Source organism: Dolichospermum heterosporum TAC447 (genome assembly GCF_024584745.1).
Classification (GTDB): Bacteria; Cyanobacteriota; Cyanobacteriia; order Cyanobacteriales; family Nostocaceae; genus Dolichospermum; species Dolichospermum heterosporum.
Map to the genome: position 1 here is coordinate 1,478,847 of NZ_CP099464.1, position 24,680 is coordinate 1,503,526.

A 24,680-nucleotide genomic window follows, 5' to 3' on the forward strand; every position below is an offset into this window, starting at 1 on the left:
ATTATTTGTGGATTTTGTTAATAGCCAATAACCCAGACAAATATTAGTAAATCCTGTAAAAAATAACATACTCATACCAGCAACCAAACTAGTAATCATAATTCTTACCTCTTATGTTTACTGGTAATTTTTCATCTACCTCAATTCAGGATGTTCTGCAAGCCAATCAAAAATTCTGTCTAGTTGTTGTAAATCCACTAAACCATATTGCCAAAGCAGCATCGGTAAAGGTCCATGATTGAACTCAGGATGTCGCGTTGCTACAGCAATATCAGCCTGGGAAAGTGCCAGTTCTTTTTGGAGAAATTGCAGTAACTTCCTATCAATACGATTAATCACCATAATTGGACATTGACAATTGCAATCAACATAAGGGACAAGTTATTCCCATCAGCAATTACTAATTTTTTTAGTTTTAGCTAACTGAGTGAACCTTAGCTTATGTGAATTATCTGGAATATGCAAGGTATTTTGTGAGTGAATAATGACTTGAGATCAATCAGACTTGCATTAAAAATTAACCTCTGATATGCTTTGGATTAGACAGGGCTAGAATTATTAATTGTTATCAGTCGTACTAATCAAAAAAACATGATTGTTTCCAGCAATCTTTACTCAACACCGTTACACAAACAATTCTCTAACCATGTCACCAATTGATGACGAGAAGCAAAAAATTGCATCAATGTACTACGAACAAGAATCGCTTCTTCTAGGTTATTAACTTGCACGCGCAAAGACCCATCCGGGGGACAGGAACAGGAAATCATCAACTCTTGCAACCGATGATAAATACACCATCTATCACCTAAAGGAACTTGCAAAATTTGTTCACCGACAGTTAAAAAGTTACAATTTGGTGACATCAGTAATTCACAATTTATGGAGTTAACTTTATTGATCATCTTGGTGATGATTAGTGAGAGTTTGGACTTGTTGTTCTAACTGCTCAATCCGCGAGAGTAAAGAACGAATCACACCTGCCTCTATATCGGGTAATTTGCCATGTTCTAAGGGGGAAATGCGGTTATGAGACTTAGGAGCAATAATCCGGCCAGGAATGCCTACAACGGTGGCATCTGGAGGCACATCACGCAGGACAATTGAACCTGCACCAATACGGACGCGATCGCTAATTTGAATATTTCCTAATACTTTCGCACCCGCACCGACAACAACATTACTACCCAATGTCGGATGACGTTTACCACTTTCTTTCCCCGTTCCTCCCAATGTTACACCCTGATAAATGAGTGTATAATCTCCCACAATAGCAGTTTCACCAATCACAACACCCATGCCATGATCAATAAATACACCCCTACCAATTTTTGCCCCTGGGTGAATTTCAACACCTGTGAAAAATCGTCCCCAATGAGAAATCAACCGGGGAATAAAACTCACATTGTGGATATGTAACCAATGTGCCAGACGATGTAAACACAGAGCATGAAATCCGGGGTAACAAAATATGACCTCTAACCAATTACGTGCTGCTGGATCACGCTCAAAAATAATCCGAAAATCACTGATTAATGGTTCTAAAAAAAATCTAAAACCTTCATGTTTACGTAGCTTTGTATTTACAGTCTCAGTCTTAATGATCCTGTTTAATGACTGGTGCATTGGTATTGTTAGGTGAAAAAATCCTGTACTGTTTTCATGCTTATATCAGATAACTTCCAAACAGACAGAATTAGCAACGCAGATTAGATTTATTAAATTTATTAAGCTTGTACTCAATATGTTTAACTGCCTATTTAACAGAACTTTACATTTTCTCTTGGGGTAGGGGTACTAGCTTTTGATCACAGGGGTGCTGGTATTTTCAGATCAGGGATGCAGCTTTTTTGTACTCACCAGAAACCTCTTAATCTGTAGGACTTTGCAACTATTTAGGCAAGATATTTTTCCATATATTTAGTTGTACTCATTTCCTGAGAAACGTTGTCTTGATGACAGTAAAGTAGTGAGACAGAATTATACTGCAAACGGTTCATAGTTTAACCAAATATGAAACCCCTCTGGTAAACCTCTCCCTAACCCTCTCCTAAGAGGAGAGGGAAAAGGAATAATATTTAACACTGGAGAGGCTTTGAACCTTGTTCTTTGTATGATAAAAAAGTCCAGCTTCTAGTCGTTTTGAGTATAATTACACAATGTCATTGCGTAAGCGTTGCGTGGCGTTAGCCATATGGAAGGAAGTGAAATGAAGTAATAGCGTTCGCGGAGCGTCCCGGAGGGAACTAGCGCTGCTGCAAGCAGTTCGCTAGGGTTGTGATTGCTTCCCTTCGCTCGCAATGACTGTAAATATTTTTGTCCAATTACTTAAATATAGATTTTATGTATTACCTACTACTATTAGTATTTTATTATTTTGGTAGTGGAAAGGTGGATTTCTTTATTTTGTTTTCGGATTTGTTTGCTGTATGTGGGGATACAAAATAAAAAATGATAAATTTTCTCTGTGTTGATCGTTATTATAAAAATTCTAGTTTATTAGTTCGCAAACGGCAAATTTTTTCGCGCAGGGTTCGTCGAAATCACCAATTATCTAAGCTGTGTAGCTGAGTTAATTTTTTCCTCCGAGAAATGGATAAAAAAGAACATAAAATTAATGCAGCGTAACCCACTGTTAATTACTGATTGTAGGTTACGCTATCTCTAACTAAGAACCGAAGAAATATTTCATCTTGATCTTAATATCAGTATTAGTTTTAGATACAGTAACAGCCGAATCATTAAACTTAGGCGGTCCGGTGAAAACCTCTGGATTATTAGAAAACCCAAAACCTTCTATGGGCGCACCAAAAGAACCAGTATCGAGATTACCATTTTCATTGGCATCATGAATTAATCCAACAGCATAACTACCCGCTTTCAAGTTATTGAAAGTCAGTTTTTGAGACATTTCTGTGATCTTGATACATTGAGATTGTAAAGCATTTTTGCTATCACGAGGAAATCCTTGACTTTTATCAAAAAGCGTGGCACAAATTTGTCCAGATTTGTTTTTGAGTCCCTCTACTTCAATTTTCAGACTACTATTCAACTCTGCCTTAGCATTAGCTAAAAAGAGTAAATTTCCCAATATAGGGAGTAGTAACATTAGCCCCAGACTTGACGTTTTCCGTAACGCAGTGTTTAACTGTTTCTTCATTAATTTACCCTCTATTAAATAAAACTAATATGTTACCCAGCCATATTGTCAAGTTAGATTTTCTGAATTACCTAACAGACACTTTTGTAAATATAACAGAAAGTAACGAAATGTCAAAAATCAATAACTAAATCTGCATTCAGCAACTTTACCGAATCCAAATTTTGAGAACTACAAACACCCGTCACGTCAGCCACAAAGACGCTTGCATCCTAATACTACTGATTTATTACAAGCTCACAGTGCGTACAAATAAATCAAATCTTGTAACGTAACAGTATCCGCTTCATAATTATCATCAAGATGGATAACAAGGGAGTATCCCAAATATGCAAATTTACCCAAAATATAGAATCCATGCGGCTGGAAGTCAGGACTACACAGGCAAAACCCACCTGCGTGGGTTTTAAATTTCCGGCGTTGCTGATTCAGAATATGATTTTACCTCACGCAGAGGCGCTCCAGTCACAGAGAGTAAGAGTTTGAAGTCATTGATTTTTCAATTTCATACTTCAGTTCAGCAACGCCAAATTTCCCTAGTCCGCGTAGGCGGACTTTGTTTGTAAGTAATTGGACAAAAATATTTACAGTCATTGCGAGCGAAGGGAAGCAATCACAACCCTTGCGATTGCTTCATTTCACTTCGTTCCATTCCCAATGACATTGTGTAATTAATTCTGTCTCACTACTTATAGCCGTGATTTCCAATCGCCAGCTTATTTCTGCAAAATTGGGATGCTCCCGATAATAATAGCTTTGATCACATTTTTCCTAATGTGCTTTGTTTACTATATTTATAGCGTAGTGATGGGGAAAAGTTCATAGCTAACATAATTATCAATATCATCAAAAAATAATGATCAAAAAATTAAATCTTTTGCAAATTATCTGCATTAATATAGATAGTGTAATTAGGCTGTATTTGTTGTAAAGCAAGCAATACAGCCATAAAAATGTCATTAATAATCAAAAACTTAAAAAAATATAAATTGCATTTTTACGCCAAAAAAAATGATAGGTTGTATACAGAATTGAATTTCCCACGTATCTGGAGTAATCGGGTTGATTTTACTCCAGTTTTTTAACCTCAAATCTCTGAAGACCAAAAGTTTCTAGGAGAATTTGCAGGAAAGTTGAGTACAGTCGAATATCAGGAAAATTCGCTAAAAATATAGCCAAAACCCTTGCAGATATCGAGTTTGAGATGAGTACAAAGAAATCCTGAACCCCTAACTATAAATACTCGTACCCCTAACTATAAATACTCGTACCCCTACCTGAAAAAATCTTTTTTAATTTTTGTATCGTTGCAATGCAAGGATTTAAGGATTTGAGTACAAACATAATAAATCCAATAAGTTCTATCCTGGTGTAAACCAAAGGGGGCAAAAAAAAGGGCTGCTATAAATCATTTATCGCCAATCACTTAACGCTCCTTAACAAAACAAAGTTAGTAGTCAAAAGTGAGTGGAGGGATGAGATTAGCACCATATCTAAAATAATTTAGATATTGCCAGTAGTAAAAGCATCTCCCACAGTGGCTCTCAAGTCCACCTGCAACAGCGAAATTCAATGACACTACCTGCTACAGATATTCTCACCTCCGACTTCGAGAATGCCATTATCACCCCCGCTACATCTGCTGCTTGTGGTTGCGATAGCACCACAACTCCAGAAATGGATCAAAGAATGATAGAGCGCATTTCTAAACACCCCTGCTATAGTGAAGAGGCTCATCATCACTATGCACGGATGCACGTTGCCGTCGCTCCAGCTTGCAATATTCAATGTAACTATTGTAACCGCAAGTATGACTGCGCTAACGAAAGTCGTCCTGGAGTAGTGAGCGAATTGCTCACACCGGAAGAAGCTGCACATAAAGTGTTAGTAATTGCCGGAAAAATTCCCCAAATGACTGTGTTGGGAGTTGCGGGTCCTGGTGATCCTTTGGCTAATCCAGAAAAAACTTTTCGGACTTTTGAATTAATTGCCGATAAAGCACCAGATATTAAATTGTGCTTATCTACTAACGGTTTGATGCTCACAGAATATATTGATCGCATCAAACAATTAAATATAGATCACGTTACTATTACCCTTAATACCATTGACCCCGAAATAGGTGCAGAAATCTATTCTTGGGTTCACTATAAACGCAAGCGTTACAGAGGAATTGAAGGAGCAAAAATTCTCCTAGAAAAACAGTTGGAAGGATTGCAAGCTCTCAAGGAAGCTGATATCTTATGCAAAGTTAATTCCGTGATGATTCCTGGAGTTAATGACAAACATTTGGTAGAAGTTAATAAGGCTATTCGTGAGAGAGGCGCATTCTTACATAACATTATGCCGCTAATTTCTGCACCAGAACATGGGACTCATTTTGGTTTAACTGGTCAACGTGGACCAACAGGAAAAGAACTGAAGGAAGTCCAAGACAATTGCTCTGGTAACATGAAAATGATGCGCCACTGTCGCCAGTGTCGAGCCGATGCGGTAGGATTATTAGGAGAAGACCGTAGCCAAGAATTTACTAAAGATAAGTTCATGGAAATGGCTCCAGAATATAACTTTGAAACCCGTCAAGAAGTTCACGAAGGGATTGAGAAATTTAGAGAAGAAATTAAGGCTGCTAAAGATAAAGCATCAACTGGCAAAAAATCTGCTAATAGTCCTAAAATCCTAGTTGCAGTAGCAACAAAAGGCGGTGGATTAGTTAACCAACACTTCGGACACGCGAAGGAATTTCAAGTCTATGAAGTTGATGGTAATGAAGTTCGTTTTGTTAGTCACCGCAAGATTGATCAATATTGTCAAGGTGGTTACAGCGAAGAAGCTACAGCAGACAATATAATGAAAGCAATCGCAGATTGTAAAGCAGTCTTGGTATCGAAAATAGGCAATTGTCCCAAGGAAAGATTAGAAGCAGCAGGAATCCAAACTGTTGAAGCCTACGACGTAATTGAAAAGGTTGCTTTAGAATTTTACGAGCAATATGTTCAGGCTAATGGGTAATTCAATTTTGGATTTTGGATTTTGGATTTGATAGACTCCAATCTAAAATCCAAAATCTAAAATCTAAAATCTCCGAGGTAAATAATCATGGCTTACGAAATTACTAGCCAGTGTATTTCCTGCAAGTTGTGTTTATCTGTTTGTCCTACCGGTGCAATTCAAGAAGTTGACGGTAATTACTGGATTGACTCTAAACTTTGCACAAATTGCGCTGGTAGTATTCACACTGTACCTCAATGCAAGGCCAGTTGTCCTACTGTTGATGGTTGCGTTAAACAACCTAGTGATTATTGGGAAAGTTGGTTTGCTACTTACAACCGGGTTTTAGCACAGTTAACCAATAAACAAGACTATTGGGAAAATTGGTATAAGTCCTATTCTCAGAAGTTTTCCGAACAGTTGCAAAAGCATCAAGGAGAAGCAGTTATATAGGTGACAGGGGACAGGTGACAGGTGACAGTTAAGTAATGGGACAGAATTAATTACACAACTGATTTTTCTGTTCCCTGTTCCCAGTTAAGAGTTCCCTCTCTCAACGAGTGAATTTAATTTTGTCCGACTACTTAACAAGGAATAGGGAATATTTATATTTATCTTTATTCCGACTCCTGATAGCGTGGCGTTAGCCATAATCCTGACTCCTGACTCCTTCTTTATCACTTTATACTTTTATAGAGAAAATCATGCAAAATAATTGCATCTATCTTGATAATAATGCCACCACTAAAATAGATCCTCAAGTTGTTGAGGCAATGATGCCTTATTTGACGGACTATTATGCTAATCCTTCTAGTATGCACACTTTTGGTGGACAACTTGGGAAGGCTGTAAAGACAGCTAGATCACAAGTAGCGGCTTTACTGGGAGCAGATGAATCAGAAATTGTTTTTACCAGTTGCGGAACTGAGGGTGATAATGCTGCTATTCATGCGGCGTTATTAGCTCAACCTGAAAAACGTCACATCATCACTTCCCAAGTAGAACATCCAGCAGTTTTAAATGTCTGCAAACAATTAGAATCCAAAGGTTATCAAGTTACTTATTTGTCAGTAAATGCTAAGGGACAAATAGATTTGAGTGAGCTAGAAGCTTCTCTAACTGGTAATACTGCTTTGGTGACATTAATGTATGCCAATAATGAAACCGGCACTATCTTTCCAATTGAAGAAATTGGTGCTATGGTTAAGGGATATGGCGCTCTCTTCCACGTTGATGCGGTGCAAGCGGTAGGCAAAATATCCTTGAATATGAAGACCAGCACCATAGATATGTTAACTATATCTGGTCACAAAATTCATGCTCCTAAAGGTATTGGTGCTTTGTATGTGAGACGTGGGGTTCGTTTCCGTCCTCTATTAGTTGGTGGACACCAAGAACGAGGACGCAGAGGCGGTACAGAAAACGTTCCGGGAATTATTGCTTTAGGAAAAGCTGCGGAATTAGAACTGTTGCATTTAGAAGAAGTAACTCAGAGATTAACAAAGTTGCGTGATTATTTGGAACAGTCTCTTCTAGCTAAAATTTCTGATTGTGAAGTAAATGGTGATGCCAAAAATAGATTGCCAAATACTACGAATATCGGGTTTAAATATATTGAAGGTGAAGCAATTTTGCTCTCTTTAAATAAGTACGGTATTTGCGCTTCTTCTGGCTCTGCTTGTACTTCTGGTTCTCTAGAACCTTCTCATGTTTTACGAGCTATGGGTTTACCTTACACTACTTTACATGGTTCGATTCGCTTCAGTCTTTCTCGCTACACAACTGAAGCTGAAATTGATCAAGTAATTGCCGTAATGCCGGAAATTGTTGACCGTCTTCGGGCTTTATCTCCCTTCAAGAATGATAATGCCGATTGGTTACAACAACAGTCAATGGTCAGTAGTCATTAGTAGTTAGTCATTAGTCAGTTTTCATTTACTACTAACTAATGACAAATCACCAATCCAAAATCTAAAATCCAAAATCTAAAATCAATTATGTGGGACTACACTGATAAAGTATTAGAGTTATTTTACGATCCTAAAAACCAGGGTGCAATTGAAGAAACTGGCGAAGCTGGTGTGAAGGTGGCAACTGGTGAAGTGGGAAGTATTGCTTGTGGTGATGCTTTAAGATTACATTTGAAAGTTGAAGAAGCAACAGATAAAATTCTTGATGCCCGTTTTCAAACTTTCGGTTGTACAAGTGCGATCGCATCTTCCAGTGCTTTAACTGAAATGGTCAAAGGTTTGACTTTAGATGAAGCTTTAGGAGTAACAAATAAGGAAATTGCTGATTATTTAGGTGGTTTACCTGAAGCGAAAATGCACTGTTCTGTTATGGGTCAAGAGGCTTTAGAAGCTGCTATCTATAATTATCGTGGTATTCCTCTAGAGGCACATGACGATGAAGAAGGTGTCCTCATCTGTAGCTGTTTCGGAATAACTGATGCTAAGATTAAGAAAGCAGTTGCACAAAACAATCTCTTCAGTGCAGAGCAAGTAACAAATTATGTAAAAGCTGGTGGCGGATGCGGTTCTTGTTTAACGAAGATTGATGATATAATAAGAGAAGTAAAGCAGGAAGCCGCCAACAAAAATCTCCACAGCTACAAGGCGAAAGCTAACACAGAAATTCCTAGTTCAGAGCAAACAAGACCATTAACTACAGTTCAAAAAATTGCCCTGATTCAAAAAGTATTAGATGAAGAAGTCCGACCCGTGTTAATCGCCGACGGGGGAGATGTAGAACTTTATGATGTCGAAGGCGATAAAATTAAAGTAATTCTTAAAGGTGCTTGCGGTTCATGTTCTAGCAGCACTGCAACTTTAAAGATTGCGATTGAAGCGAGATTGCGCGATCGCATCAGTAAAGAAATTATTGTCGAAGCAGTTTAGAAATTAGTCATTAGTAAAAAATAACTGATGACTAACAAACAAAAATCCCTACAAACCAATAAATACTATGAACACCACTAGATTTTTTGTAGAGCGATCGCCTCCATAGATAGCGACGTTCTACAAACGCTCACCGCCGTAGAACTTTGGCCGTGAGAACCAACAGACAAAACCACCAATCAACTAATTCTAGGAAACACGAACAATGACTGAAGAAAAAATTAGACAGATAGCTTTCTACGGCAAGGGCGGTATCGGTAAATCTACCACTTCTCAAAATACTTTAGCCGCTATGGCTGAAATGGGTCAACGCATCATGATCGTAGGTTGCGATCCTAAAGCTGACTCTACTCGTTTTAACAATGTGGACACCTCTCACACCCACTGAGATTTACGCTTACCGCGAACTCCTGTAATATAGATATCGTCGGTACTAGAGAAACGACAGCTATGAACCCTATTTTGCAACAAATTCAACACCATGCCGCCGCTCTAGAACAAAAAGCACGAGAAAAAACGCCTATCACTTCAAACCAAGTAAGGTGCGAAGGTTTGGCGCAAGCATTGGCGCAGGCGGTGGCGTTAAATCCTTTTGCAGAAATTGCTGATCCAGTTGTTTGGCAGCGTGAACAACGCCAAGATCGCAATTTATTCGGGAGAGACGATGCTGATTGATAGCAATTTGATTATTTATGCTACTCAGCCGCCATATTTCATCAAGCCAACCTCTAGAGATCAACCACCATGTCAACATCAATTGCAGAAATATTACCCGCGATTGCCGCCCTATCCCATGCAGATAAATTTCAACTAGTACAGATAGTGTTAACACAACTAGCGCAGGAAGATAGTATTAAATTCGGACAAATACAGCAACCTACCCAGCCATTTAGTCCACGATCGTTTTTTGGGGTTACTCATCAACCAAAGCAAGTCATTGATGACTACTTAACCAGTAATCGTGAAGGTTGGCTCTAATGGCTTACTTGATTGACACCAATATCATCATCTACTATTTTAACGGGTTGACAGATGACGAAGCCATCCACGCCATACTCGCCGATAGTTTCAAAATTTCTATTATCACCAAAATCGAATTTTTGGGCTGGGGGCAGTTTGCGGCTGATCTTGAATTGCATACTAAAGCGAGGGAATTTATCAGCCATGCCACAGTATTCGATCTGAAAGAAGCTATCACTGAACAGGCTATCTTGTTCAGACAGAAATTTAAGACCAAAACACCAGATGCCATCATCGGTGCGACAGCTTTGGTTAACGGTTTAACTGTTGTTACCAACAATACACTTGATTTCAGCCGTTTAGGTGTAAAAACCATTGGTGTAACTATTAAATAACTTCCATCATGAACCGACAAGATTATCGACAGCTACAAGTTCCGCAAGGAAGAGGAGCGTTATTCTCGTCGTGTCGCAATGGAAAAGATTATTGAGGAGCATGATTCTGATTCTAGAATAGTTTAATCTCAGCACTTTATAAGAATAAAATTTTCAAGATTGTACTTAAACTGAAAAATATCAGATATAATTGATAGGAAAAATATCAATTTATTGAGGAGTTAATATGGCAACAATATCGAAAAAAAAGCAGCTTTAAGATTTCAACAGAGGCAAGCGATGACCTCTTTAAAAGCAAAGCACAAGAACGATAGATAATATTTAAGGAAAACCAGAAAAGCTTCTTTAGCTAAAGAAGTGGAGACTATGAAAACCAGTCAAAAAAAATTAGGTTGAAACTTTAAGAGCCAAACACAAAAATGATTTAGCGGGAATTAAATAATATGGAAAATCAAAATCAACTTAACCTAATCTTGCAAGGCATTCAAGACTTGCAACAAAAAACGTCAGGATTCTACAATATAGAACAGCGAGTTTACAGGCTAGAAGAATCTTTTTCTTTGCTAACGACTCAAATAAAGGTGTTAGAAACTCATCAGGATTCTGATAAAGAAAACTGGAATAAACTCGATTTACATAAAGATAGAATTAGAAAAGCAGAGGAATTTATTGGTTTAATAGAAAAAATTCCCGGTGGACTCACATCTATTTTAGTGGGACTGATAATTTTTCAATTTATGATCGCGGTCACGAGTGATGTTTTAGTGCGATCGCTTGGATTTAAAGAAGTTATAGAAATAGTGAAGCCTAATTAATGGTTGAGTAGTTCTGGGTGGGATAATTTGTTGTCTTTGCAGGTTTCTAGAGCATCTGTTTTGGTGTTAAATTAATGTTCATTTTCTTGTCAAAAAAAGGCTATCTCTGTTATAGAGACAGCCATTAGTTTTCATATTTGATAATTATTTTTTTGAAGCAAATCTTCTAGTTCATCCAGTCTGGATCATCAATATTATAAGCCCAAAGTTCATCACAGTATTGGCATTCCCGGCATTCCCAGAAACCATGATTATGGTTGTAAGTTGTATTCTTTGAGTTGCAACTTTTGCAGTTATTCAACCTTTGATTATCTTGATTAGACATTTGGAAACTCCCTGATTTGTAAATCTTCTGGAAATTCAGATAAAATTCCACCCCACATTCCGCACCCCAAACTGTCACAGATCAAAAAAGCCCTTAAAGTAGTACATAATAACTAAAGTCAATTCAAAAATTAAGATGCTTAATGAGAATTAGTAGTATTAAAAGGAACATGGTGTGAGAAAGTGAAACTTGGTAACAAAAGAAAAAAATGAGGCGATAACCAAATAAGCAATAATTGATAACAACAGAAGTATTAGAGGAAACTGTTGTGAAATTAAAACCTCAAGAAATAGAAATTCAGAACATAGACCATCTAGGGATAGTAGCAGGAATCATAGATTCAATCGGAATAGTAGAAATAATAAATGAATTAATAGGAGTCGAAAAAGACGAAAAAGTAAATGCAGGTCAAGTAGTAAAAGCCATGATAATAAACGGGTTAGGATTTGTCTCCAAACCGTTATATATGTTTCCTAAATATTTTGAAACAATCGCTTGTGAACATCTAATAGGAGCAGGAGTAAAACCAGAATATCTCAATGACGATAAACTGGGGAGAGTCATGGATAAACTATTTATCAAAGGATTGGATACAATATTTTTTATCATCGCTGTAAAAGCTGCCGAAAAATTCGGTGTATCACTATCAACATCACATCTAGACTCATCATCAATGCACGTGCATGGGCAATATAATACTAGCTTACCAGAAGTAATATTTGAGAGTCAAAAAGTAGGAGATAACCAAGAATTAGAAGAATTAGCAGTAAAATCACCAAAAGAAATAACCATCACCTACGGTTATTCTCGTGACCATCGTCCAGACTTAAAACAGTTCATCATAGAAATGATATGTTCAGGAGATGGAGACATACCAATATTTTTAAAACTAGCATCGGGAAACCAAGCCGACTCATCATGTTTTGGTAAAATAGCAGTTGAGTATCAGCAACAATTAGAAGTTAACAGTCTGATAGTAGCAGACTGCGCCTTATATACAGAATCAAACCTGAAAATGATGTCAGATTTACGTTGGTTATGTCGAGTACCATTAAGCATAAAAGCAGCAAAATCATTAATCTCAACAATACCAGAATCAGAATTGATTGATAGTACAATACCAGGATATAAATTAGCATCAAAAACCGAAAATTATGCCGGAATAGAACAGAGATGGCTAATAGTACAAAGTCAAGAGAGAAGAGAATCAGACTTGCGTAAACTCACACAAAAAGTTATCAAAGCCGAATCAAAAGCTGTACAAGATTTGAAAAAATTATCACAAGAAGAATTTGCTTGCGAAGCAGATGCTATCAAGGCATTATCAAAATTATCAAAACAATTCAAATATCACCAAATTAACGAAATTTTGGTTACTCAAATCAAATCTAAGACAAAAGATTCTCCACAAGAAATATCTTACCAAATATCAGCTACAGTCTCCGAGGATGAAAGTAAAATTAATACAGAATTGCTGAATGCGGGACGTTTTATTATTGCTACGAATGTTTTAGATTCACAGGAACTAAGCAATGATTCCATGCTCAGGGAATATAAAGCCCAGCAGTCTTGCGAAAGAGGGTTTGGTTTTCTCAAAGATCCATTATTTTTTGCTGACAGTATTTTCCTCAAAAATCCTGAAAGAATAGAGTCTTTGGGAATGATTATGGGTTTATGTCTACTGGTTTATACTTTGGCTCAACGTCATATTAGAAATGCTCTTTTGGAGTCTAAATCAACAATTAAAAATCAATTAGGCAAAGCAACTAATCGTCCTACTTTACGCTGGATTTTTCAATGCTTTCAGTGTATTCATTTGGTTACACTCAATCAGGAGAAACATATTTCTAATTGGAATAATGACAGAGATTTTATCTTGAGTCTTTTACCAGATGATTGTTTACGTTACTATCAATTAGTCACCTAATTATTATCTCTATCAATTTAATTTCTCTTGTAAAGATGAGCTAATCTCTCTGATTTATAGCTGCATTTTACTATGTCTATAATTTCGTTTTTTACTTTAATTGATTAGTCTAACTTATAATTGTTTCTTGAATATCTTCTTTTATTTATTTGTTGACCTCTCCAGGTGGTGTGCATTCTTATTGCTTCTTATTGAGAATAGGTTTTGATGACATTTTTGGTGATTTACTGTTTCTCAAATGCCGTTTTTCACTTTATATGTTTGTTTTGATGCTTCCTTTGATTTTCATCTCCGTAATTTCCCTCTGTAACAGTTTGGGGTGCGGAATGTGGGTTCCACCTTTTTTATCACTGATTTTATAGGGTTGGTTATTCAATATTGGTTTAGCACCAAGTTGTTTGATAAATGGAGGAATGTTGGCTTTTTGGCACTGATTCAGGAGTGAACGTAAATGTTCAAGATGAGTAGTTCTAGCATTTGCCCCTGACTCTCCCCCTAATATGACCCAATGTAGTCTGGAAGCGCATTGATTACAAATTGCCGCACCACATACAGGATAAGCATCAACACCGTATAGTTGACTTTTTTCCTTTCCGCAACCATCACAGATACCCGCACCAATAAACTCACCCAACCATTCTGATAAATCAATGTGTTCCAGAATCGGTTCACAACTGAGAAAACGAATTTTGGCAGGTGTTTTTAGCAGATAATAAACATCTTCAGCGTCTTTCTGTGTGCATACTGAATACCCCAACCACAGATGATTAAATGGTAACTTGAGTTCCGTTTCCTCTAAAAATTTGCAACTTTCCTCTACTAACTTCCGTACCCGTTTTGTCGATTTGGTTTCTAGTATTTCGGATTTAGCTTTCACCAATGCAGACTTAATCTTTTGAAGACGGTCAGGACTGGTGAAATACCGATACATGATTTCTGGGCGTTTGGTGAGAATTTGGTAAATGTTCCACCGGGCTATGATCATATATGCCACAGCTTCATCTATGAACTCAAAGGGGACTTTTTCGTGAAATAAATCCCCCAAATTAGCGACAAATACGAGTTCGGGGTTTTCCCAGTTTCCCCATTCCAAAATCCATTTTAAGCGTTGGGGTTGTAGATTGATTTGTCCAATCCATTGTAGTTTGCCATTGGTTGATTTTCTGACTGTTCCTGCAAAAACATCGGATATTTTGGGGTTGGGATGATGTGAATGAATCCAACTTTCTAACACTGCATAACAATTCGCGCAGCCGTCCGAATCTGGATCACACCCCGTTACAATGATGAGATTGGCATGAAAAAGGCATTAGCGATTGCCAATGCAGCAGCCAAAATCCAATTTCCTTGTCTCGTCTTGAACCCGTTGGAACTTTGGGAAGAAATGCCAGAAAAAGGCGATATTGCCGACTGGGTAGCAGCTAATGGGGATTGGAGTCGTGAACAGTTCATTGCAATAATGAACCGGCTGATAGGACAAACTGCTGATAAATTCACTGAAAAACTTGTCAACTGGGATGCTGAATTTATCGAATATGGGGGTGATGGTGGTAATGATAGATCAATTATTGAGTCCTGGTGTGAAGCTGAATTTTCTGATTTGGTGGCTGAAAAGTATCGTGATCAATTGGCTTGGAATGTAGAGGAAGAACAATGGTACAGATATTCTGCAAATATTGATGGTATTTGGGGATTAGAAACCTCGAATGCTGTCTCATTGATTTGTGAAACAGAAATTAAACCTTACAAGTATTATTTCTGTGACAAATATGGTAGACCTCACCCTATCTCACACGGGTTCACTTCGGGAGTCGAGCGCAAATTAAGAGCAAAATTAGCCGCCAAAGAATGGGATGAAATTACGGGTTTTATTCCCATGACTAATGGATTATTAAATCCCTCAACTTTAGAACTTACATCGCATTGTCCAGGAAACAGATTGACTTGGTGTTTACCTTATCAGTATTCGGCAATCGCAACTTGTCCACCTATCGAAGCATGGTTTAATTCTCAAGTTCAGGATCAGGGAACTATAGATGTACTTCGAGCCTACTTTTATGCCGTTGCTACTGGTAAATCAGAGTGGCAACAATATTTAGAAATCATCGGCAAGGGTGGGACTGGTAAGGGGACTTATACCCGACTAGCACAGGCACTTGTAGGACTTAGAAATACCCACTCTACAAAACTGCAAAAACTGGAAAAATCTAACTTTGAATCTGCTTCACTCAAAGGTAAACGCCTATGTGTGATCACTGACTCAGAAAGATTTGCGGGTGAAGTTTCAATACTTAAAGCCATGACTGGTTCTGATTTAATTCCCTACGAAGTCAAGGGTAAACAATCCACATCAGGTTTTATATATCCTGGGATGATAATTATTGCTGGTAATGAAGCTATCTCATCATCAGATTATACATCTGGCACAGAACGTCGTCGGATTGGTGTCCGGTTTGATCAGCAGGTTGAGCGTAAAGACCAGCGTGTTTTACTAGATTTTCGGACTAACGGCGAAATGTTTGGGGAGTTTGCCGGATATATCCCAGGGCTTCTTAACTGGGTTTTGAGTATGGGTGAAGTTCGTGCTAAGGAACTTCTCAAAAATCACTGTGAAGCTTCCCAATTACTCTGTTAGCAAAAAGCAACCATGCTGACAGAAACTAACCCTTTAGCAGCTTGGGCAGATGAAGAACTTGTACAAGAAACTGGATATAGAAATTATGTAGGTATTGCCCAACAAATCAGATTTACAACAGATGATATGGGTCAATCTGAATCCTGGACTGCATATCGCAACGCTAATACTTGGCTTTATCCTAACTATTGTCAATACGCGCAAAACACAGGCACAAATCCGTTATCTCAGAAACGTTTCACCAGTTTGTTACTTGATTTGTTACAGGCACAGTTAAAGTTGCCAATTTCCAAAGGAACAGATAGAAAAGGGTCTTATTTTGAAGGCATCAAAATAAGAACAGGTAGCGATGATGACATTTCTACATTAATCACAAAGTTGTCTGAATTAGAACCAAATAATAGCAATTTCAATACTGAATCAGAAAAATGTGATGGGTCGTGTGATGGGTCGGTGATGGATAATGTGATGGCTAGACCCATTTTACAACAAGCATGTGATGGGTGTGATGGCAAAATTGACAATTATTCAATTGAGAATGAGAACATCAAAAATACTCTAAGTATTAATACTGGTACAGCATTACAAGGAAATTTGGCTTTTGACCCATCACAACCCATCACACAGGTAGTTATAGAAATGCCTAAAACTTCTGCTGTAATTGAGGTTGAAGCTACTGTGATGGGTGAATCTGTACCATCACAATTACAAGAGTTGCAACAATCAGGAGAAGTTGCCAATACTGAGACAGAAAAAGCAGAAGAATTTATCAATGTAATTGCTGAAAGAAACAACAAATTCCCCATCGGTTCTTATGTTTACTACAAGGATTCCAGGTTTAAAGGATTTGGGGACTTAGGAAGCAAAAGACTATGCCAAATAATTGCACATTTAGATTGGTGTCCAGAACATATTCAAGTTAAAGGTAAAGGCGTTGAAGGAATCGTAGCGTGTGCTGATTGTCAATCTTTAACCCGACATGAAGAATTAAAACTAGGCTTGTCCAGAAAAATACGTTAGTTGTCAGTGGTCATTGGTATTTAAACAACGGACAACTGACAATTAACAATTAACAAAGGACAACTGACAATCATGAAAAAATGTGTAAACGAAAATGAATTAATGAGGCACAGACAAGAGTTAAAAGCTCACTGTCATGAATTAATTGATTTGATATTCCGACACCACTACGGAATTAAATTACTTTTAGCCGCTAGTAAAGCCTTAGAAATGATTGCTGATTACAAAGCTAATCGTAATGGCAACTACGTTAAAAAATTTCCCCTGACTGTGCAAGATGCAGACACATTACCAACGGTGGTTAAGGAATAGTTTAGAATCAGAGAACACTGATAAATAATTCATACAAAACAATATGAGATTCTTGATTCTTGAGAAACACAAAACTTGATTTGATATTTGATTTTGTGTCTGAACAATAAATTTGTTCATCATAAACAGACAAAAATATCAAAAAATAGCTAAACTAGTTATAAGACTTCATCTATTATGATATGCAAGAAACAGCGACTCAAGTATTGATTCGTGTCTCTAAAAAATGGTATAGGATTCGGTATTTAGATCCTTATACCAGAAAGAGATTAATGTTATTATCAGAAGAAGAATTTGAAGTAGAACTTCAAGGGCTGCTTAAACCCGCAGCTTGACTTCTTTGATTTCACCATTGGCAACTTTTACGTAATCAATTAATTCTTTATATATTAAAGATTTATCTGCCCAGGGTGTTTCATCCCAAAAATTAATATTGCTACAACAAAACGCAAGAATATCAAATAGTTCGCTGTTGATTTTGTTGACTACAGTTTCTTTTTGTTTGATTTTATTGATCTCTAAAATTGTTTGGTCAATGGCATCTTGAATTATTGGGTTTTTAGGTAAAAGTCTCAATGATTTTAGTTGCTCTTGTCTAGCAATTAATTCCGGGCTATCTTGTGTTTCCACATTTGAATTTGTAATTGCATATTCCTTAATTTCTCTGTGCCGTTCTACTAAGGTTTGATCTACCGTTAAAATAATATCTGGTAGATAGGTACTAATTTTGTTGCTACAAAAATCATTTCCCATGTTTTCATGTTTTTTGCAACGGACTCTATATGTCGAATTTCGTTTCTTACAAAAACATTTATAGCCGCAGTCAGCGCAAATAATCTGCCCCGCTAGTGGGAAAATCTCTGTTTCCTTTTTTTCTCTACCGTAGCTGTATTTAGATTTATTCTCGTCAAGTTTTCTAACTATGCGTTTGAATATATCCTCAGTAATCAAAGGTTGGTGAGTATCTTCATGAATATCCCAGTTCTCAGGTTTATTTAAATTGTCTTTGATATTGTAGGCAGTACAGCCCCTGAGTACAGGGTTTAAAAGCCAGTAACGCAGTCCGGCAGCAGTCCACTTGAGATGATAAGTTTGCAGTAAATATTGACCCGTACTCCTCAATGTAGCCCCATCACCGAGAAAATATTCAATCATCTTGTGAGCGATCGCCCATTTACTAATTCCATTCATCTCTGATAAATCAGGAGCATACTTTTCATCCACGCGACAATACCCAAAAGGTGGACGGGGAGAAGCCTTTTTCTGCTCTCTAAAAAAGTTCATGCCGTTTTTGATACGATTAGCAAGTAGCCTAGATTCAAATTCAGCCAATCCAGCCATCTGATTCACAGAAAACCAGCCAAAGGGGGAAGATGGGTCAACGGGGGCATCCAAAACCGTGAGTTTGACTTTGTACTCCTCAAAGATAGCGATCGCTTTGTGAATCCCCACCACGCTGCGTCCTAGTCGGTCAATTCTCGTACAGATGACTTCGGTGATCTTGCCTTGTTTGCACTGAGCAATCATTTTATTAAATTCTTTCCTCTTGTCGCTGCGCCCGGACTCAACATCTGAGAAGATGACAATAGCGCCAGCCCTTTCTACTCGTGCTGTTTGTTGTTCCAAAGCATTGCCTTCATCCTGTTCACGGGTGGAAACCCTCACATAACCTGCTTTCATCATCATTCCTCATATTGCCCATATTGTTAATATAGCTCTACTCGTTTGATGCTTCACTCCAAGGCTCAAACAACCGTTCTTCACTTGGCTGCTGAAAGAGGATCTGTTGAAGACCTAGAACTTCATGAAGTAATGCTCAAAGGTTTCCGCGACGTTAAATGCGTGGAATCCGGTGGGCCAGAACCCGGTGTAGGTTGCGCCGGTCGTGGTATTATCACCGCTATTAACTTCCTTGAAGAAAACGGTGCTTACGTAGATTTAGATTTCGTATCTTACGACGTATTAGGTGACGTTGTATGCGGTGGTTTTGCTATGCCTATCCGTGAAGATTAAGCTGTTTTGTCTAGGGTTTTTGTGAATGCAATTGGTTGGAAATTTTGATTTTTTTATGCCCTATTTCTGCCCTGGGAAATTTTAGATAAATGGGTTTTTTGTTAGGATTTATTCTTTTATTTACCCTATTTTGTCCCTAGTGTCAATGGGGATACATGATTTTTGATAAATGTGTTACTGATTTTTTCTGCTAACTTCCCTTTTAGCATATAATAAAAACTAATGAGTATAGTTAAAAAAGAACTGAAGTATGAAAGCTTATTTTCAAAGTGTACCTAAAAGTAGATATCAGAATGTTTCTGAAGAAAAAAGAGATGGTGCTACTTACACGCCAATAATTTTAGCAGATTTCGTAGCAAAACAGATAGTAGATGTCGTTAACAAGAAAAAATTTATATCTCCTATCAAAATTCTAGATCCCGCAGTAGGTGATGGACAACTATTAATTAGCTTATTAAGGTCTTTAAAACATCTGGGAAGTTTTAATGTAGAGATATATGGTTTTGATACTAACTCTAACGCTCTAGAAATTGCAAGAAATAAAATTAAAATGGAATTTCCCCACATAAATTGTAATTTTTGGAATAAAAACTTCCTAGATGATGTTTCTTTGCAACTAGATAAATATAAAACGCCTAACTTGTTTGAAACAGTTTTGGATCAATACTATGATGTAGTTATAGCTAACCCTCCCTATGTTCGCACACAAATTATAGGAGGAACACAAGCTCAAAAAATTGCCAAGGAATTTGGTTTATCAGGTCGCGTAGATATTTACTATGCTTTTATTCTATGTATTGCCTCAGTTCTAGATCCTCAAGGTGTAGCTGGAATCATTACTTCTAATCGGTTTATGACTGTGAAATCAGGAATTTCAGTCAGGAAAGCTATCTTAAATAACTTTAATATCCGTCATGTATGGGACTTGGGAGATACAAAGCTATTTTCAGCCGCAGTTTTACCGGCTGTCCTCTTAGTTGAAGGTAGAAATACACTAAAAGAAAATTTTACTGCTTTTACATCTATTTATGAAACTAAAAATCCTGCTCAAGAATTTGCGGATAATCCCATTGAAGCTATATCTAAACAAGGAAATATAAAAATTAGTGATGGCAGAAATTTTTTAGTACAACACGGAGAACTCAATAGTAATATAAATAATGGCGGAATTTGGTCTATTACAACAGCAAAAATTGATAGTTGGCTGAAAACAGTTGAGTCTCATACTTGGGCAACTTTTCGTGATATTGGAGATATTCGAGTTGGGGTAAAAACTTGTGCTGATAAAGTATTTATTCGCTCTGATTGGCAGAAAATGTCTGAAGTAGAAAAACCCGAACTTTTAAAATCATTGACTACTCATCATATTGCTAGACAATTTAAACCTATTGAAACTAAACAGCCTAAACAAATTCTTTATCCTCATGAAGTAATAGAAGGTCATAGAAATGCAGTAGATATTTCTTTATATCCTCGAAGTAAAGCATATTTAGAACTTTACCGTACTCAACTTGAAGATCGGAAATATGTTATTAATGCAGGGCGAAAATGGTATGAAATTTGGGTTCCTCAAGATCCGTCAGCTTGGCAATATCCTAAATTAGTATTCCGTGATATTTCTGAAAAGCCTACTTTTTGGATTGATTTAAGTGGTTCTGTAATTAATGGGGATTGTTATTGGTTGATGAGTAAAAATCCCCAGAATATAGATTTATTATGGTTAGCTGTAGCGGTTGCCAACTCCACTTTTATTGAAAATTTCTATGACTACCGTTTTCATAATAAGCTCTATGCTGGAAGAAGACGCTTTATGACCCAATATGTTGAACATTTTCCTATCCCTAATCCTCAAAGTTATATAGGTAGAGCAATTATTCAAAAAGCTAAAGATATCTACAATCTAATTCCCTCCATAGAAGCAGATATAACTTGGAGAGAATTAGATGCTATGATTTGGGAATCATTTGGATTAGCTATCGAAGAAATTAGTCGGTAACGGTATTTGCAATTTCTTATTGAGGACTTTTCCTTGAAATTGGGGAAATCTACTAAAAAATCTCTCACCTGTTGTTAGATAAAACTTTGTGAGTATAAGATTTTTACCACTTTTAACAGCATAAAAAATAGCATAACGCACATCACAATGACGAATTTGACAATCACCTATCTTTGGTACATCCAGAGGATTTGTACTGTCTGGACAAACTAATCCAAGGTCAATTGTTGATGAAGTTTGAAGTTTTACTTCTAGTAATTGGTGACAGATATCAGGAAATCGCCCATCATCTTGATAATTTTGATAGCCTAATTGCTGACAGATAAGCCTATGCAATGCTGCTCCACGATTGCGTTCTTGGTCATATCCAATATGAACTATAGATTGTCCAATTAGCTGCCGTAAGCAATTAAAAATTTCTTCAATTGGCAATATTTCTCCCAATCCAGGGTAATTAATAGGGCTAGTAACTAATTGTAAATCAACGTTTTTATTAAGAAAGGGTAAAAGCAAATTGGAATCTTGATTAGTGACTAATTCTGCATCAACTTGTCCAGTTAATAGTTTTGCTTGATACTTTTGAGTTAGAGTTCCTGTAGTATCAAGTTTTGCCAGGGTATCTCCTGTTACAGCTTTCACCTTGGTGATCAAATCATCACTACTCACCCTGATTAATACATATCTTCTTGTTGCTTCAGTTTCATCATTCCAAATCTGCAAATTATTAGACTTTTGAATGTAAGTATCGAAAAATTGACCTGGAAACCGAGGTTTAGTTTTTTTGAATGAATTGGGTATTGGATAACCAAGAGCTTGACATATAAGTTCTTTCACAAACTTAGAGCGAGTTCTTAGAGGTAAACCTTGCAGAGAAATCGCCCTTAAAGCTACATCAATTAATATTTCTAAATCCGGTGTTGGTATCCAAAGATTGCGATCGCCAACTTCAATATAATCATATATGGATAGTCCACTTTCACTGATTGCTTGTACATATTGTTCTACGCTAGATTTGTGATCTGACATCTTTTAACTCTCTTTTACTCAAAATTTCAGAAATACTGGTTACTACAGTAACAGCTTACCTCTGAAGTGCTGAGTGTTATATGTGAGCGATGTCTACAACTAGCTATACCTAGTGGTCTGTCAAGCATAAATTTATGAGTTGTGAGGGAATGGAGTGGTTATTTACTCTAAGTCTTTATCCACAATTAGAAAATTGACAGACCACTAGGCTTTTCAGTAATATTTTTTTAAGCAAGATGGAGCGATAGCGAAGTGCTCCGTAGGAATCGCATTTCCGGTGTTGTGGGTTGTCAGAGCGATAGCGAAGCGCTCCGTAGGAATCGCATTTCCGATTTTGTGGGTTGTCAGAGCGATCGCAAAGCACAACCGAGCGATCGCATTTGGAGTAAGTAGGTAAGCAAAAAAAATTAAAGGTGTGTAAAGATAAGTAAATACGGAAAAACATATATTAGGGTGATGTAAATATGGGGTCAAGGTTAAGGATATTCCTAACAAAAAAACAAGATAGAGAGTTGTTTGACCTGAGAACAGCGAAAGTACCACAGAAAGTAAAAGATAGAGGTGAAGTGATCAGATTAAATGCAGATGGTTGGTATGTGGAAAAAATAGCAGCTCACTTTGATTGGGGAGAGCAAACAGTAAGACTTGTGTTGAATAAGTGGGAAAAAGAAGGAATAGAAGGACTCCATGAGTTACCAGGTCGAGGGAGAAAGCCAAAATTGATGGAAGCTGACATTGAATATTTGGAAAAATGCTTGAAAGAAGAAGCAAGAACTTATAACAGTAAGCAATTAGCAGAAAAACTGGATAAAGAGCGTGGGATAAAAGTAAGTACCAACACAGTCAGACGGGGACTAGTGTGTTAATTCTGTGAATCCTTTACCCATAAGACTTCATGCAGGTTCTGTGTCAGAAATATCTGCGGATTTAAGGTTTCGTCTTTGGGAGAGCATGGAAAAACCAAAAATAGATTCAGTCCAAGAAATAACATCAATAAAACGAATAGATTCCATTGCCTGTTTTACGGAACTTGTCGTAATTTTGAGCGTAAAGAGAGGAATCAATAAAATACTAGCACCAATATCTTTAAGAGGTCGTCTAGCTGCAAAGAATTTATATTTACCGAACAGGGATTCAATAACATCACTAGTACCAAGTAGAATTTGACCTACCGGAATTTGATTAGTTTCAAATGTTAAATACTCAATAATTTTTTCATGAAATTTTTGTCCTCTTGGAGTCAAAGAATCAACAGAGATAGTTTTCAACCATTCTTCTAGAGATTCAGAATGTAAACCTTGAGTTTTTAGTTGTTTTTGCACAGAATGAATTTGAGTAAATATTTCGGTATAGGTATTAATATCTTGTTCATAATTAAAGAGCCAACCAAATTTATTATAAAAACTTCTCCGTCCTAAATCAGAATGTTGACAAATAATTTCTCCATGAACAACGTACAATTCTTTTCCTAAATGTTTGCTAAGAGCTTCAGTAAATTTCTGACGGTTCTTATAAACAAATGGTGTGAGATTTTTGAGAATATTTAAAATATCTACACCCAAAGTAAAGCTTAGTAGAAATAGTGCTTCATTGTCTAAATTATAGATAGTGCTAATTTGAGAAAAGTCTTGGTGCTTTTCATATTCTATGACTTTTATTGCCCATTCTATCAAAACATCAACGTTATGATAACGAGCCTTAGTTCTTTGTTTAGGAGGGATAAGAAAATATAATTTTGTCTGCTGAACTTAATGAATAAGTCAAGCTGCATTGTCGCAGAAAGTTTTTAAAGTTCTCATCTGGTAATAGCTCTTTTTTAAGGAGATTAGCCATTTTATGGGTAATATCATAAGTAAGAATAACTCCCGGATTCTCTTGTTTATATAAATTTATTCCTTTCTTGATATCACTTCCCCAATCTGATATTATTTGTACAGGTGTTCCTACACATTCTGCTAATTTTTTTAACTTTTCTAATATCACCGTACCAGGTGATTTATCCATGATTTCTAAACTGAGAACTTCGACATCTTCATGTTGTAAACTTCTCACCTCTTCCTTAACAATTCGGGTAAATTTTTCTTGAGATATACCTAAAATAACTAAACATTTCGCTGCTCCTAACTCTATGGTCATATCTAAAATAAATATCCAATCCTCCCGATATTCTTTTTTACGATTAAACTCATACAATCCCAATCGTAATGA

The 24,680-nt window shown here is 36.9% G+C and carries 26 protein-coding genes and 2 pseudogenes; 18 read left to right on the forward strand and 10 right to left on the reverse strand.

Annotation, left to right across the window (positions count from 1 at the left end):
* Window positions 1-135 precede the first annotated feature (135 nt).
* The 4 genes from NG743_RS06605 to NG743_RS06620 all read right to left on the reverse strand — a co-directional run bounded on the left by NG743_RS06605 (window position 136) and on the right by NG743_RS06620 (window position 3,109).
* Complete coding sequence (locus tag NG743_RS06605) at window positions 136-342, reverse strand: DUF2949 domain-containing protein (RefSeq protein ID WP_027404318.1); 207 nt, start codon at window positions 340-342, stop codon at window positions 136-138.
* Window positions 343-611: 269 nt separating this feature from the next.
* Window positions 612-866 carry an Asr1405/Asl0597 family protein gene (locus tag NG743_RS06610; RefSeq protein ID WP_027404317.1) on the reverse strand — a complete coding sequence of 85 codons (255 nt, stop codon included), beginning with the start codon at window positions 864-866 and terminating at the stop codon, window positions 612-614.
* 28 nt (window positions 867-894) lie between these two features.
* Window positions 895-1,626, reverse strand: a complete 732-nt coding sequence (gene cysE / locus NG743_RS06615) for a serine O-acetyltransferase (protein ID WP_027404316.1) — start codon at window positions 1,624-1,626, stop codon at window positions 895-897.
* Between the two features lie 1,042 nt (window positions 1,627-2,668).
* Entirely contained in the window at window positions 2,669-3,109 is a 441-nt protein-coding gene (locus tag NG743_RS06620) for a DUF2141 domain-containing protein (protein ID WP_035083251.1), read from the reverse strand.
* Between the two features lie 1,623 nt (window positions 3,110-4,732).
* Between NG743_RS06620 and nifB the strand changes: the two genes are divergently transcribed.
* The 9 genes and pseudogenes from nifB (at window position 4,733) to NG743_RS06665 (ending at window position 11,218) form a co-directional block, all read left to right on the forward strand.
* A complete protein-coding gene (nifB, locus tag NG743_RS06625; RefSeq protein ID WP_257121727.1) occupies window positions 4,733-6,172 on the forward strand; it encodes a nitrogenase cofactor biosynthesis protein NifB in 1,440 nt (479 codons plus the stop codon).
* An 87-nt stretch (window positions 6,173-6,259) separates the two neighbouring features.
* The gene (locus tag NG743_RS06630; protein WP_027404312.1) at window positions 6,260-6,604 is read left to right on the forward strand and encodes a DUF362 domain-containing protein; all 345 of its coding nucleotides are present in this window, start codon (window positions 6,260-6,262) and stop codon (window positions 6,602-6,604) included.
* A 251-nt stretch (window positions 6,605-6,855) separates the two neighbouring features.
* Window positions 6,856-8,061, forward strand: a complete 1,206-nt coding sequence (nifS, locus tag NG743_RS06635; RefSeq protein WP_257121728.1) for a cysteine desulfurase NifS — start codon at window positions 6,856-6,858, stop codon at window positions 8,059-8,061.
* Between the two features lie 87 nt (window positions 8,062-8,148).
* Window positions 8,149-9,048 carry a Fe-S cluster assembly protein NifU gene (gene nifU, locus NG743_RS06640; protein ID WP_027404310.1) on the forward strand — a complete coding sequence of 300 codons (900 nt, stop codon included), beginning with the start codon at window positions 8,149-8,151 and terminating at the stop codon, window positions 9,046-9,048.
* Between the two features lie 205 nt (window positions 9,049-9,253).
* A pseudogene (locus tag NG743_RS06645) lies at window positions 9,254-9,403 on the forward strand (AAA family ATPase); the annotation flags it as partial.
* A 95-nt stretch (window positions 9,404-9,498) separates the two neighbouring features.
* Window positions 9,499-9,723: a hypothetical protein gene (locus NG743_RS06650; protein WP_027404309.1), complete on the forward strand. Its 225-nt coding sequence runs from the start codon at window positions 9,499-9,501 to the stop codon at window positions 9,721-9,723.
* A gap of 69 nt (window positions 9,724-9,792) precedes the next feature.
* Window positions 9,793-10,026 (forward strand): hypothetical protein, encoded by a 234-nt coding sequence (locus NG743_RS06655; protein ID WP_015081229.1) that lies wholly within the window; start codon window positions 9,793-9,795, stop codon window positions 10,024-10,026.
* Window positions 10,026-10,403: a type II toxin-antitoxin system VapC family toxin gene (locus tag NG743_RS06660; RefSeq protein ID WP_027404308.1), complete on the forward strand. Its 378-nt coding sequence runs from the start codon at window positions 10,026-10,028 to the stop codon at window positions 10,401-10,403. The genes NG743_RS06655 and NG743_RS06660 overlap by 1 nt, the downstream gene beginning before the upstream one ends.
* A 443-nt stretch (window positions 10,404-10,846) precedes the next feature.
* Entirely contained in the window at window positions 10,847-11,218 is a 372-nt protein-coding gene (locus NG743_RS06665) for a hypothetical protein (protein ID WP_027404307.1), read from the forward strand.
* Between the two features lie 166 nt (window positions 11,219-11,384).
* Here the strand turns inward: NG743_RS06665 and NG743_RS06670 are convergent, their stop codons facing one another.
* The gene (locus tag NG743_RS06670; protein ID WP_257121729.1) at window positions 11,385-11,543 is read right to left on the reverse strand and encodes a hypothetical protein; all 159 of its coding nucleotides are present in this window, start codon (window positions 11,541-11,543) and stop codon (window positions 11,385-11,387) included.
* A 268-nt stretch (window positions 11,544-11,811) separates the two neighbouring features.
* Here NG743_RS06670 and NG743_RS06675 point away from each other — a divergent pair, with 268 nt between their 5' ends.
* Window positions 11,812-13,470, forward strand: a complete 1,659-nt coding sequence (locus tag NG743_RS06675) for an IS1634 family transposase (protein WP_257121730.1) — start codon at window positions 11,812-11,814, stop codon at window positions 13,468-13,470.
* Window positions 13,471-13,723: 253 nt separating this feature from the next.
* Here NG743_RS06675 and NG743_RS06685 read toward each other — a convergent pair whose 3' ends face one another.
* Window positions 13,724-14,704 carry a DUF5131 family protein gene (locus NG743_RS06685; protein WP_306459830.1) on the reverse strand — a complete coding sequence of 327 codons (981 nt, stop codon included), beginning with the start codon at window positions 14,702-14,704 and terminating at the stop codon, window positions 13,724-13,726.
* 63 nt (window positions 14,705-14,767) lie between these two features.
* Between NG743_RS06685 and NG743_RS06690 the strand changes: the two genes are divergently transcribed.
* From NG743_RS06690 to NG743_RS06705, 4 genes are all read left to right on the forward strand, one after another.
* On the forward strand, window positions 14,768-16,105 hold the full coding sequence (locus NG743_RS06690; RefSeq protein WP_257121731.1) for a DUF5906 domain-containing protein: 1,338 nt from the start codon (window positions 14,768-14,770) through the stop codon (window positions 16,103-16,105).
* 12 nt (window positions 16,106-16,117) lie between these two features.
* Window positions 16,118-17,125: a hypothetical protein gene (locus tag NG743_RS06695; RefSeq protein WP_027404305.1), complete on the forward strand. Its 1,008-nt coding sequence runs from the start codon at window positions 16,118-16,120 to the stop codon at window positions 17,123-17,125.
* A gap of 72 nt (window positions 17,126-17,197) precedes the next feature.
* Window positions 17,198-17,437 (forward strand): hypothetical protein, encoded by a 240-nt coding sequence (locus NG743_RS06700; RefSeq protein ID WP_027404304.1) that lies wholly within the window; start codon window positions 17,198-17,200, stop codon window positions 17,435-17,437.
* A gap of 182 nt (window positions 17,438-17,619) precedes the next feature.
* On the forward strand, window positions 17,620-17,772 hold the full coding sequence (locus NG743_RS06705) for a hypothetical protein (RefSeq protein ID WP_160170653.1): 153 nt from the start codon (window positions 17,620-17,622) through the stop codon (window positions 17,770-17,772).
* Here the strand turns inward: NG743_RS06705 and xisF are convergent.
* Window positions 17,756-19,123, reverse strand: coding sequence for a fdxN element excision recombinase XisF (gene xisF, locus NG743_RS06710; protein ID WP_053540139.1), 1,368 nt, complete (start codon window positions 19,121-19,123; stop codon window positions 17,756-17,758). The two genes, NG743_RS06705 and xisF, sit on opposite strands and share 17 nt — an antisense overlap.
* Before the next feature lie 30 nt (window positions 19,124-19,153).
* Between xisF and nifH the strand changes: the two are divergent.
* Together nifH and NG743_RS06720 are read left to right on the forward strand one after the other, a co-directional pair.
* Window positions 19,154-19,444: pseudogene (gene nifH / locus NG743_RS06715) on the forward strand (nitrogenase reductase); the annotation flags it as partial.
* A gap of 256 nt (window positions 19,445-19,700) precedes the next feature.
* On the forward strand, window positions 19,701-21,446 hold the full coding sequence (locus NG743_RS06720; protein WP_257121732.1) for an N-6 DNA methylase family protein: 1,746 nt from the start codon (window positions 19,701-19,703) through the stop codon (window positions 21,444-21,446).
* On the opposite strand, the gene NG743_RS06725 is transcribed toward NG743_RS06720, so the two are convergent.
* Window positions 21,420-22,472, reverse strand: coding sequence for a hypothetical protein (locus NG743_RS06725; protein ID WP_257121733.1), 1,053 nt, complete (start codon window positions 22,470-22,472; stop codon window positions 21,420-21,422). The two genes, NG743_RS06720 and NG743_RS06725, sit on opposite strands and share 27 nt — an antisense overlap.
* Window positions 22,473-22,724: 252 nt before the next feature.
* Here NG743_RS06725 and NG743_RS06730 point away from each other — a divergent pair, with 252 nt between their 5' ends.
* Window positions 22,725-22,865 (forward strand): hypothetical protein, encoded by a 141-nt coding sequence (locus NG743_RS06730; protein WP_257121734.1) that lies wholly within the window; start codon window positions 22,725-22,727, stop codon window positions 22,863-22,865.
* A 71-nt stretch (window positions 22,866-22,936) separates the two neighbouring features.
* Window positions 22,937-23,338 (forward strand): helix-turn-helix domain-containing protein, encoded by a 402-nt coding sequence (locus NG743_RS06735; RefSeq protein WP_027404299.1) that lies wholly within the window; start codon window positions 22,937-22,939, stop codon window positions 23,336-23,338.
* A gap of 27 nt (window positions 23,339-23,365) precedes the next feature.
* On the opposite strand, the gene NG743_RS06740 is transcribed toward NG743_RS06735, so the two are convergent.
* Together NG743_RS06740 and NG743_RS06745 are read right to left on the reverse strand one after the other, a co-directional pair.
* Window positions 23,366-24,145, reverse strand: a complete 780-nt coding sequence (locus tag NG743_RS06740) for a hypothetical protein (RefSeq protein ID WP_051424437.1) — start codon at window positions 24,143-24,145, stop codon at window positions 23,366-23,368.
* 37 nt (window positions 24,146-24,182) lie between these two features.
* Window positions 24,183-24,665 carry a hypothetical protein gene (locus tag NG743_RS06745; protein ID WP_051424436.1) on the reverse strand — a complete coding sequence of 161 codons (483 nt, stop codon included), beginning with the start codon at window positions 24,663-24,665 and terminating at the stop codon, window positions 24,183-24,185.
* Between the last annotated feature and the right edge of the window lie 15 nt (window positions 24,666-24,680).